We start from the raw sequence: 11603 nt of genomic DNA, 5'->3' as shown, positions 1-11603 counted from the left end.
ATGCGTTATTCGGTCATGCATTTATTGGTACTGAGCAGCATGTTGGGTGTCAGTGCATTTAGCCATGCTGAAACAGCAGCAACTCAAAAGCATTATCAAGTGGCTTCAGGGGATTTGGGACAAGCGCTTTCTAATTTTGCTCTACAGTCTAATATTGCATTGTCTTTTGATCCGAAACTGACGCAGGGGTATAAAACCAACGGTTTAAGTGGCAGTTTTGATATTGCTCAGGGTTTTCAACAGTTATTAAAAGACACAGATCTACAGCTTGTTCAACAAAGTCCACGGGTGTGGCGAATTGAACGACGTCAGATGTCGAAAACCACAACAGTTGCAAACACGGCAACGGATTCAGCCGTGGCAACAAATTCTCACGCTGACAATCCAGCAGCGAAACTTGAGACCATTGTCGTGACTGCCAATCAGTTGGGGGAAATTACTGAAAATAGTGGTTCTTATACGCCAGGTAAAATTGCCACCGCCACGCGTTTAGTGCTTACACCGAAAGAAACACCACAAACCATTAGTGTGATTACACGACAGTTGATGGATGATTTTCAGTTAAATAATATTGATCAAGTCATGTCACATACCCCTGGGATTACCGTATCAGCTTACGACAGTGAACGGACCAGTTATTACTCACGCGGTTTTGCCATTAATAATTTCCAATATGATGGCATTCCTTCTACGACTCGAAATGTCGGTTATGCTGCGGGTAATACGCTCAGTGATTCTGCTATTTATGACCGTGTCGAAGTACTCAAAGGGGCAACGGGCTTACTTACAGGGGTGGGATCTTTAGGAGCAACCATCAACTTAGTACGTAAAAAACCAACCGCAGAGACTCAAGCATCGCTGAGTTTAAGCGCAGGTTCTTGGAATAATTACCGTGCTATGGCAGATGTCAGTGGTTCACTGAATGATGAGCAAACTATTCGTGGACGTTTTGTGGCTGCGGGTCAAGACAAAGAATCTTTTATGGATCGTTATGAACGTAAAAGTGCTGTATTTTATGGCATTGTCGAAGCAGATTTAGGCGATAAAACTTTAGTTACACTGGGTGCTGATTACCAGAACAATGACCCTAAAGCATCGACATGGTCAGGCTCTTTTCCTTTATTTAATGGTGAAGGGGAACGTAATCCTGATCCAGATCGCTCCTTTAATAATGGTGCCAATTGGAGTGAATGGAAACAATATACCCGCACCATTTTTGCCAATGTACATCATAAATTTAATGACGATTGGGCACTGACTCTGCAATATGACCATAAAATTAATGGCTATGATGCAACACTAGGCACGATCCAAGGCTATTATCCTAAATTAGATGGTTCCGCTAATCTTTGGCCTTCTCAATATATCGGTCGTACCGTCAGTGATTCATTGGAGTTGTATAGCACAGGTAAGTTTGCGCTGCTTGGTCGGCAACATGATTTGGTCTTAGGCGCAAGTGGGGCTTATTCACGTTGGAAGGGGAAAGATTGGTATGGTGGCATGCAGGGTTATGATTCACATATTTCCGATTTTAGCCAATGGGATGGCAATATTGCACAGCCAAATTGGGGTGAGCCAAATGCCTATACCCGTGACCGTACTTCACAATATGGTGCCTATGCCAGTACACGTTTAAATCTGGCAGATGATTTAAAGGTGCTCTTAGGCACCCGTATGATCAACTATAAAATGAAAGGCTTACAAGGTGTGGTTGAGGAAAAGAATCGCTTCATTCCCTATGTGGGGGTCGTCTATGACATCACTGATCGAGTCAGTGCTTATGCCAGTCTCAGCGATATCTTTATGCCTTATGATATCTGGTATAAGTCGTCAGCCAATAAAATCCTAGATCCAGACGAAGGTAAAAACTACGAAGGCGGCTTTAAGTTTCAATCCGATGATGCCAAGTTAAATGCCAGTATCGCTTATTTTGAAATCCATGAATCCAATCGTGCCATTGAGGACATTGTTTATAATGGTGCGCCAAGTAATCCCGCTGTTGATTTTGCATGGATTGGTGCGAAAGCCAAAACTAAGGGGGTAGAAATTGAAGCTTCTGGTGAGGTTTTCCCCAATGTCCAAGTGCAAAGTGGTTATACCTATAAGCAAATTAAGGACCATGATGGTGAGAAGATTTCAACGTGGGAACCAGAACATCAATTTAATATCTCTACCCAGTATAAATTTGATCAGCAGCTCGAAGGTTTAAGCGTGGGCGGGAATGTTCGTTGGCAGAACCACGGATGGCAAACGGTATATAACAATGTCAAAAAACGTAGTGAAGTGATTGATCAGAAAGCCTTTGTATTGGTCGATCTAATGGCCAACTACCAGTTTAATGAACATTTAAGCACTGCGATTAATTTAAATAATATTTTTGATCAACACTACTTTACCAACATCGGCTTCTATAACTCTGGGGTCTATGGTGAGCCACGTAATTTTATGCTCAGCGTGAAATATAAGTATTAAGTCGTAAGTGAAGGTGGGGAGGAAACTGCTCATCTGAAACCAATACTCAACTAGGCGACTACTCCTCCCTTTTTGAAAAGGGGGGGAGTATACCGTCTCGCTATTCTTATTTATGCTTTACGATGTATACGTCTTATGCTCAATTTTAGCCTACAACGCAAGCTATTTATGAAATGCCACAGCCGCTAATAGAAAATTAAATTAAACTAAAAGGATTGAGGCCTATTCAATTCAGAACTCAATCCAGTGTTAACTAAACTGTCCATGATTTTGGGGCAGTGCATTTTCAAGGGTCTTCTTTTTTGACAAAGTTTAGTCCTAAACCGAGCGAGTTAAATAATATCAATGACTACTTTGATTGACGCAGATCCACTTTCTAAAAAATCATGCGCTTCAAGAGCATTTTCCAAACTAAAAGTATGACGATCAACAATAGGGCGAATTTTTCCTGACTCAACATATTCAGTCAGTTGTCGCAAAATAGCACCATGGTGTGCTCGACCTTGACCAGTGAGTAGCGGTAAGAGGACGAAAACACCTGAAAGCGTTGCAGCTCGTAAAGATGAAGGGGCTAAATTTATTTCACTAAAGGCGTAGCAACTAGAAATGTGTCCATATGATTTAATTGCTGATAAGGAGTTAGCAAGAGTATTACCACCAACAGTGTCATAAATAATATCAAAACCCTGACCCGCAGTATGTTTCTGAACATAATCATCAATACTTTGTGTCTCATAATCAATTGCTATTGCTCCAAGATCTTCAATCATTTTACGATTGTGTGCTTTACCTGTTGCATATACCTCCGCACCTTTAGCTTTTGCAAGCTGAACAACCATATGACCAACACCACCAGCACCACCTTGAACTAAGACGGAATCCCCCTTTTTAACTTGAGCTCTATCCACAAGGCCTTCCCAAGCCGTTAAAAAAACCAAAGGTAAGGCAGCAGCTTCCCGCATAGATAAATTTTTAGGTTTAATTGCAAGTAAATCTGCATCTACAGCAATATATTCAGCTAAGGTGCCTTGTAATCCTCGGACACCACCAGCCAAACCATATACTTTATCTCCAACGATAAAGTTATTAACATTTTCACCTACCTTTATGATTTCACCAGCAAGATCTGTTCCGAGTATTGCGGGGAGAATGGGATCTGCATAAGGCGCTGTCCCTTCACGGATTTTATAATCGATAGGGTTAACACCACTACTATGAATTTTGACCAAAACTTCATGCGAATCAATCTCAGGAATTGGAATTTCAACCAGACTAAATTCCTTAATATCATAGCTTTTCAAGATTTGTGCTTTCATTGCTATACCTGTAATAACAAAGTTAAAAATTAAATATACTTAAATAATAAATCAAAAAAAATGATACAATTTGGATTTCTTAATTCCATATTTTGGAATAAGCTATGAGTAATTATTTCGAACTGATTAAAATTTTCTGTACAGTGGCGAATACTGAAAATTTCAAAAAAGCTGCTGTAAAGTTGGGGAAATCACCTCAGTCAATTACACGTGCCATACAGGAACTTGAGGATCAGAAAGGAGAAATTCTTTTTTATCGGAGCACACGTGGTCATAAAATTACCCGTGCAGGGGAAGAGTTGTTAAGACAAGCTCAGCCTTTACTAAAACAAATTAATGAATTGGTGAAAAACAATACCCAGGAATCTAATCAGAATATCTCTGGTCATATTCGTTTAACGATGCCAACTGCGTTTGGTCGACACTTAGTTATACCTTTAATTACAAAGTTTCAGACTGAATATCCAAATATAAAGGTCAGTTGTATTTTGACTGATGAACACAGTGATGTAATTGAAAATCAAATAGATATTGGACTTCGTGTTGGCTTTTTAAATGACAATCGCTTTGTGTCTCGAAAAGTTATGAATATCGGTTTTCGTGTAGTGGGTTCACCAGATCTCATAAAAAGAGTTGGACAGCCTTATCAGATTGGCGATTTAGATAATTTTCCTATCATTGCCTTTGAAAATTTATCTTTAAATCAATATTGGTTTTGGGGGGTTGAATATGATCAAACTTTTTTACCTAACTTGCCATCTTTTTCAACCAATGACCTTGATGCTTATTGTCAGGCAATAGTTGATGGTATTGGTTTTGCTCATATTCCAGAATTTTTGGCATTACCGATGATTCAGCAAGGTACTGCTATAGAAGTTATGAAAAATGTTAAGTCATCTCCATGGGGATTGTATTTATATCGCCCACAATTGGGACCAACGCCAAAACGAATCAAATTGCTCTATAACTATTTGGCTGAAAATTTTATAAGAAGTGATTGATAAATTATGAATATATAAATTTTAAAAAATGTCATAAAATTATAGTTTAAGGAAATTGTTGTTTTAATTTTATAGCTGAATATACTTTGTTAAGGTCCTCGCTGTAGGGGTGATCTTAATGAATGAGAAATGATTTTAAATTTTAAAGTTAAAATGTCTAAAAAGCCTTATCAATCACCAGAAATGCAAGAATATCAAGCAAAGCAAAAAAGACAAAATAAATTACTTTTGCAACTTTCAATTCTTCTATTTATCCCGCCTTTATTGCTATTTCCAGCTTATCCAAGACATGATTGGCAATATTCCATTTATAAGTACATCACAGAAAATTTGTTGATTACCGTGGGTACAAAAGGACCACTACCATTTTTTACTATTCTTTCTAGTATATACATTACAATGATTATGTTTTTCTTAAGTTGTTATGTCTGCTGGTTATTCTTAAAAAAGTATGGCATTCAAGAAAACTTCCAAAAAAAGATTTACAGTTTATTCGTACAATTCGAATTCTCTTCTTCATATAAATATCCTTGGTTAGAAAAACCAATAATCAAAAAAACATTAGTTTCGATTATTTTTATTTTATGTTTTCTTGGCAGTATTTGGCACTTTGTTCATGATGAAATTTCATTCCAAAGTGGCAGCCGTAAAGGTGCACTCATAGAATGGAGTTACAACTATAGAATAGGCGTATTGTTCTGGGAATTGGTCATAAGCTTGTTCAGTATCTCTCCTATTTTTTATTTCTTTCTTTTATTCATTTATCTCGGCAATTACTTTTTCCGTGGGCTGGGAACTGGGAAAATTATGTCATCCAAAAGAAACAGCAAAACAAAAAAGCGTAAGAAAAGAAGATGATTTCTTTAATTCTGCCATATTGTCTTATCATGTAATAGTACGACACTTATGTCATAAAACGCTCAATCAATTTCATTGGGCACTTTAATCTTCTCGTGGCGTCTATATCATCCACTCCAGCATCCTTATGTTTTATTTGCTACAAAGAATAATCAATCTCAGCTAGAGGCTTATCCAACTCAACCATATTGAATAAGCCCATTTAAGATCATTAATCAATATCAGGATGCTGCTTGGCGAGATGGTCACGCTTTTCTTGCAGCTCTTCGATTTTTTGATCAATTTTTTCGATTTTTTGCTCAATATTTCCATGATATTGTTCGAGAAGTTCTTCAGCTTCTTCAGTATCAACGGCCATTGGTTTTGCACCTTTGAGCGGTAAGTTGGCTGTTTCTTTAAGATAAATCGCAGTAATCACCCCAAAGCAACCACAAATCACCAAATAATAGGCAGGCACCATAATATTCTGAGTGGTTTCAACCAATGCTGCTGTGATAGTCGGGGTTAAACCTGCAATCACCACAGAAATATTAAACGCGATTGCAAGTGCACTATAACGAATTTCAGTTGGAAACAATGCGGGTAGGGTAGAAGCCATTATTCCAATCAACATATTCAGTGAAAGTGCCAACATCAACAGACCCAAGAAAATTAAATAAACATTATTGGTGGCAAGCAATATAAAGGCAGGGTATGACAAGACAATCAGCGCAATGCTGCCTGCAAAGACAAATGGGCGACGGCCAATTTTGTCACTGAGCATGCCTACAAACGGCTGTACAAAGAGCATTCCAACCATTACGGCAATAATAATCAGAACGCCGTGATTTTCTGAATAGCCTAAGTTATGTGAGAAATAACTTGGTAAATAGGTGAGTAGCATGTAGTAGGTAACATTGGTACATAGTACGAGTCCGACACAGACCAGTAGACTGCGTTTATGTTCACGGAAAATTTGTTTAAAACCGACTTTTTGCGGTTTTTTCGATTGTGACTGTTCTTCGGCATGTGCCTGAAAGGTTGGTGTCTCATCTAAAGAGTGACGTAAATATAAGCCAATCAGTCCCAGCGGTAGTGCTAAATAAAAAGGAATACGCCAGCCCCAATCGACAAAGGCAGCTTCGCCCATGGAAAAGCTGATCATTGAAACGACGCCCGCTCCAACAACAAAACCTAAAATAGAACCAAAATCCAGCCAGCTTCCCATGAAACCACGCTTTCGATCTGGAGAATATTCCGCTACAAATATTGCTGCTCCAGCATATTCACCTCCGACCGAAAAGCCTTGTGCAATTTTTACAATGAGCAACAAAATAGGGGCCCAAATCCCTATACTTTCATAAGATGGAATCAAACCAATACCAAAGGTACTGACCGACATGATAATAATGGTGATTGCCAGAATTTTTTGACGACCGTATTTATCGCCTAAATGCCCGAAAAATAATCCACCTAAAGGTCGAAATATAAAGGGTATAGAAAAGGTGGCAAGGGCCGCAATCATTTGTATACTGGGTGATGAATTGGGGAAAAAGACTTTACCCAATACATAAGCGACATAGCCATACACACCAAAATCAAACCATTCGATGGCATTCCCTAAAGCTGCGGCTTTAATGGCTTTTTTAGTCTTATCATAATCAATAATTTCGACATCATCGATTTCAAGTGGTTTGATTTTTCTTTTATACATAAATGGCTTAATCCTAATGAATGACAGTGTTAAAAAACCTCTTTAAAACACAATCAAAAAAAATTCATCATGAGCAGAAATGATTAAAAAATATAACGCTAGGTTACATTTAAGATTTCAATGTCATAGAATTTTAATAAATATCAATTGATTATAATTTTAGTTTTTTTGTGAATTTTATGTGTTGGGTAATCATGAACAAAATGTATGAGATCTGATGCAATTATGTAATAAGTTTAACGTATATAAATCAATCAAAAGGCTTGAGAATAACAGTTGTGTTTCCTTTAGCTAAATTTGTTTTGACCATGCTTAAAAATAAATTGAATGATTAAAAAAATTTGAGACTAAAGAAGAAGTGTTGGGATGGTGACTAAAGCAATGGATAGGCATTGATCCTCACAATTCAGCAAAAAACACCAAAAAATTATTTCATATAAAACCTCTGCTTATAAAGTCGAATTATAAAAAATCCGGATTTTTGACAACCTGCAACAGCTGAGGATTATCGATTGGAATTGAGAATATCACTCCATTGGTACTTTGAACAAAAACAATATGGTCTTTAATAATCGCCTTACAAAAAGGGTTACTGTTCTCCAAAAACAAAAACCACACTAACTCATTTTTTAAAAACAGACCGACCACACCATCCCCACCAAAACTACCCTCACCATATCTTATCTGATAGTCCGCATAACTAATCTGCCCCATATAATCAAAATCAATAAGATCCGCTTTCTTTACTTTATCATCAAAGAAATTTAATTTCCTTACGATATCCACAGTTGCGTTATCTTTGTTTCTATAATCGAGAACAAATATTTCTCCATTGTGCAGAAAAATTCCATTTATAAATGGACATTGAAAATTATTGAATATCTCTGTTCGTTTCATATATGCAAGTCCTTGACTCGTTGCTGAACCTCGTTTGTGTAAGTCCTGATTATATTTTTTGTAAAAATAAGTGACTGAATCTTAATAAAATTTACAATTTTAATGATTAGTTAGACAAAGTATCCCCTTGTTGAGAAGTACAATTTTAGCAAAGTAAGCTCTTTTTTTGATTTTGTTTCCTGATTTTGTTTTATGGAAAGCCATTATGTTTTCAAATTATATCCATCCATTTGTTTTGTTTTTCTCATTACTCAATCCGTTTTTAATGAGTATCTATATGATCGGGATGATTCGCCATACTGAAACCCATGTATTCAATAAAGGTTTGGCTCAAGGTGCCTTGATTGCTTATGTGGTTTTTATGCTTTTTGCATGGGGTGGTGAAGCAATTTTCAGCACTTACTTAAATGTTCGTTTTGAATCATTTCAGATTTTTGGTGGACTAATTTTCTTAGTGATTGGTTATCGCTTTGTATTTCAAGGCGCGGATACTATCGGAGAAATGAGAGGAACGCCTGCGCATTTGGCCAGTACCATGGCGATGCCATTTATGATTGGTCCTGGCACAATCAGTGCGGCTGTCGTAACAGGAGCGAGTATGTCTTTACTCGAATCCGCTGTGTTGATTGCTTTTACCTTATTTATTAGTTGTGGCATTTTAATGATCATGAAGTATGGGCATGACCATTTACGTTATAGCCATGCAAAATATATTGATCGCTATTTTGATATTGTTGGACGTTTATCTGCCTTGTTAATCGGCACAATTGCAATTGATATGATCGCAACTGGGGTTATTGGTTTGCTTGAAAAGTATTAATAATAATTTGTTTATATTCATTTTTTGAGGTAATTATCAAATAAATACGATGACATGATTTACGCTGAGGTGAGGGATCTACATCAGGCCATGTCAAAGTTTATTCAGCAATATCATCGAGAAATCATCTTTTTAGCCTTTCAGATTGAAAGGCTGTTCCTTTTATAGCTTTGTCTAACAAAACGAATTTGAAGTGGAAAATAATGGAGAAATATGGAGATATATGTTGTTTTTATGTGAAATATAACGATAATGATTTTTATTTAGATTAAGAGTTTTATTTCGTGAATAAATGGATTTCTCAAAATCGAATCTTTGCTAAAAGTGCAATTTATCTTGCACTTTATAGTTGTTGGATAGGGACAGCTTATGCTGCGACAGAAGCAACAACGGAACAAACACATGCTTTACCCATGATCGTTGTTACAGCAGAAAACAATACAGAAAATAACTACACTAAAAAGAATGCCAGTACATCGACTAAACTCGATTTGAGTATAAAAGAAACCCCACAATCGGTTTCAGTGATTACCCGCAAACAAATCGAAGATATGGGTGCGACAAATTTGGGTGATGCACTTTTAAATACAACAGGGATTTTGCTAACAGGGGATAATACGGAGAGGACCAACTTTTCTATCCGAGGCTTTAATGTTGGAGATGGTTGGAATTCAAATATATTGCAATATGATGGTGTTGCTGTAAATGCAAGTAATGTCACCTCCTCTAAACCAGATATGGCAACCATTGAAAGTATTGAAGTATTACGAGGGGCGGCAGGGTTAATGCAAGGTTCTGGAGACCCGTCTGGTGCAATTAATCTTATTCGTAAAAAACCAACAGAAGTTTTTCAGGCAAGTGGCGCTGTCAGTTATGGTTCATGGAATACTGTACGTGGAGAAATGGATGTTTCTGGTCCGTTGAATCAATCTGGAAGCGTGCGTGGTCGTTTAGTGGTGGCAGGTCAAGATGGTGATTCATTTATGAAATCTGTTACTCGTGATTCTAATGTTTTGTATGGAATTGTGAGCAGTGATTTAACTGAAAATACGCTATTGAATATTGGATATTCACGTCAAGGTGAACATGCAGTTCCCGTCAATACAATTCCTAACTATTTCAATGGAACCAAAATAGGCATCGATAATTCTAATTGTGGTTGCGATTACAGAGATTTTTGGGATAAAACCAATACGCAAGCTTTCTTAGATATAAGCCATAAATTTAATAATGGATGGGAAGTAAAAGCCAGCTATATGAAGGCAAACTATGCCATGGATATGGCATTTACTTCATTGAGCGTGGCTCCAAAAACCACAAGTGCTGATAACGCTTTAGCAACTGTTTATAAGTACGGATATAACTATGAGCAAAAATTAGATATTTATGATTTTTTTGCAAAAGGGACATATCAATTATTCGGTCGTGAGCATGACTTGGTATTTGGTGCAAATCACAGTAAAAGTAATATTACAGGGGCATGGACAAGTTGGGACCAAGTGCTAGAAGATTATAGTTTGGTTGGTGGAGGGGAAACACCGACACGTGACTATTTATACGTCAATATTAAAAATTACAGTCCTTATCAGCTACCTTATATCGCACCACGTTATCAAAATACCAGCGCTGATCAGGTACGCCAGACAGGATACTACCTCACCACGCGTTTAAATATTATTGATCCGCTCAAAGTTATTGCAGGTGTGCGCCAAAGCAATTATGAAAGTGTCAATGAATATAAGAAATCAAATATTTTAACACCATACTTTGGGCTTACTTATGCGATCAATGATGCATTGACTGCATATGCGAGTTATACCGATACTTTTGTTGTGCAAAATGTCAAAGATCGTAATGAGACATTACTTGATCCAGTGCAGGGGAATGTTTATGAAATTGGATTAAAAGCAGGGCTTTGGGATGATCGTTTAATTGCATCAGTTGCTGGGTTTAAAACCAATCAAATTAATCGCTCAATACGAGATGAAAGCACCAAAGGCCAATGCCCATTTAATGGTGGCGAGGCTTATTGTAATGTTGCATCGGGAGAGGTGATCAGTAAAGGGATTGAAACTGAGATTCGTGGTGAAATTATCCCCAATCTTAATCTAAGTTTTGGCTACACATACAATACTACGGAATATGCGAACGATCCTACAAATCAAGGTTTAGTTTTTAATGAGGATACGCCTGAACATATTGCACGTTTATTTGCGACTTATAAGTTTGCAAATAATTTAATCCTAGGCGGCGGTGCAAATTATCAAAGTACTTGGAAGGTTGGTCGTTATAACGAACATCCTTATCGTCAGCCTGGATATACGATTGCTAACTTGGTGGCAAGCTATCCACTAAGTGATAAAGTGAATATTGCATTAAATATCAATAATATTTTTGACAAAGAATATTATTCGCAAATTTATAGCGATGGAACTATTCGTTTCGGTAATCCGCGAAATGCAACGCTCACCTTACGTGCAAAGTTTTAAATTAATCGAAGGATGGCTGATATTTTCAGCCATTTTCAGGACAAGACACAATTATTA

At 37.2% G+C, this 11603-nt stretch carries 8 protein-coding genes; 5 read left to right on the top strand and 3 right to left on the bottom strand.

Annotated elements, in window-relative coordinates; translation table 11 throughout:
• Entirely contained in the window at positions 1 to 2472 is a 2472-nt protein-coding gene (locus PYV58_RS16305) for a TonB-dependent receptor (protein ID WP_275059583.1), read from the top strand.
• 332 nt (positions 2473 to 2804) lie between these two features.
• Here the strand turns inward: PYV58_RS16305 and PYV58_RS16300 are convergent, their stop codons facing one another.
• Complete coding sequence (locus PYV58_RS16300; protein WP_034615915.1) at positions 2805 to 3788, bottom strand: zinc-dependent alcohol dehydrogenase family protein; 984 nt, start codon at positions 3786 to 3788, stop codon at positions 2805 to 2807.
• A gap of 104 nt (positions 3789 to 3892) precedes the next feature.
• On the opposite strand from PYV58_RS16300, the gene PYV58_RS16295 reads away from it, so the two are divergent.
• Together PYV58_RS16295 and PYV58_RS16290 are read left to right on the top strand one after the other, a co-directional pair.
• Positions 3893 to 4789 (top strand): LysR family transcriptional regulator, encoded by an 897-nt coding sequence (locus tag PYV58_RS16295; protein WP_275059582.1) that lies wholly within the window; start codon positions 3893 to 3895, stop codon positions 4787 to 4789.
• A gap of 153 nt (positions 4790 to 4942) precedes the next feature.
• Positions 4943 to 5647 (top strand): hypothetical protein, encoded by a 705-nt coding sequence (locus tag PYV58_RS16290; RefSeq protein WP_034615966.1) that lies wholly within the window; start codon positions 4943 to 4945, stop codon positions 5645 to 5647.
• A gap of 211 nt (positions 5648 to 5858) precedes the next feature.
• Here the strand turns inward: PYV58_RS16290 and proP are convergent, their stop codons facing one another.
• Both proP and PYV58_RS16280 read right to left on the bottom strand, forming a co-directional pair.
• On the bottom strand, positions 5859 to 7340 hold the full coding sequence (gene proP / locus PYV58_RS16285) for a glycine betaine/L-proline transporter ProP (RefSeq protein WP_004722280.1): 1482 nt from the start codon (positions 7338 to 7340) through the stop codon (positions 5859 to 5861).
• Between the two features lie 462 nt (positions 7341 to 7802).
• Positions 7803 to 8237 carry a hypothetical protein gene (locus PYV58_RS16280; RefSeq protein WP_275059581.1) on the bottom strand — a complete coding sequence of 145 codons (435 nt, stop codon included), beginning with the start codon at positions 8235 to 8237 and terminating at the stop codon, positions 7803 to 7805.
• Between the two features lie 205 nt (positions 8238 to 8442).
• On the opposite strand from PYV58_RS16280, the gene PYV58_RS16275 reads away from it, so the two are divergent.
• Together PYV58_RS16275 and PYV58_RS16270 are read left to right on the top strand one after the other, a co-directional pair.
• A complete protein-coding gene (locus PYV58_RS16275) occupies positions 8443 to 9057 on the top strand; it encodes a MarC family protein (protein ID WP_034615920.1) in 615 nt (204 codons plus the stop codon).
• A gap of 284 nt (positions 9058 to 9341) precedes the next feature.
• Positions 9342 to 11546, top strand: a complete 2205-nt coding sequence (locus tag PYV58_RS16270) for a TonB-dependent siderophore receptor (RefSeq protein WP_034615923.1) — start codon at positions 9342 to 9344, stop codon at positions 11544 to 11546.
• Positions 11547 to 11603 lie beyond the last annotated feature (57 nt).

This window comes from Acinetobacter sp. TAC-1, from assembly GCF_029025845.1.
GTDB lineage: Bacteria > Pseudomonadota > Gammaproteobacteria > Pseudomonadales > Moraxellaceae > Acinetobacter > Acinetobacter guillouiae.
The sequence above is the reverse complement of the archived record's forward strand: the minus strand, read 5'-3'. Positions and strand labels throughout refer to the sequence as shown.

Coding starts and splice junctions, on each gene's coding strand:
- PYV58_RS16290 (WP_034615966.1), top strand. CDS start 4,943: ATGTCTAAAAAGCCTTATCAATCACCAGAAATGCAAGAATATCAAGCA.
- PYV58_RS16280 (WP_275059581.1), bottom strand. CDS start 8,237: ATGAAACGAACAGAGATATTCAATAATTTTCAATGTCCATTTATAAAT.
- PYV58_RS16275 (WP_034615920.1), top strand. CDS start 8,443: ATGTTTTCAAATTATATCCATCCATTTGTTTTGTTTTTCTCATTACTC.
- PYV58_RS16300 (WP_034615915.1), bottom strand. CDS start 3,788: ATGAAAGCACAAATCTTGAAAAGCTATGATATTAAGGAATTTAGTCTG.
- PYV58_RS16295 (WP_275059582.1), top strand. CDS start 3,893: ATGAGTAATTATTTCGAACTGATTAAAATTTTCTGTACAGTGGCGAAT.
- proP (WP_004722280.1), bottom strand. CDS start 7,340: ATGTATAAAAGAAAAATCAAACCACTTGAAATCGATGATGTCGAAATT.
- PYV58_RS16305 (WP_275059583.1), top strand. CDS start 1: ATGCGTTATTCGGTCATGCATTTATTGGTACTGAGCAGCATGTTGGGT.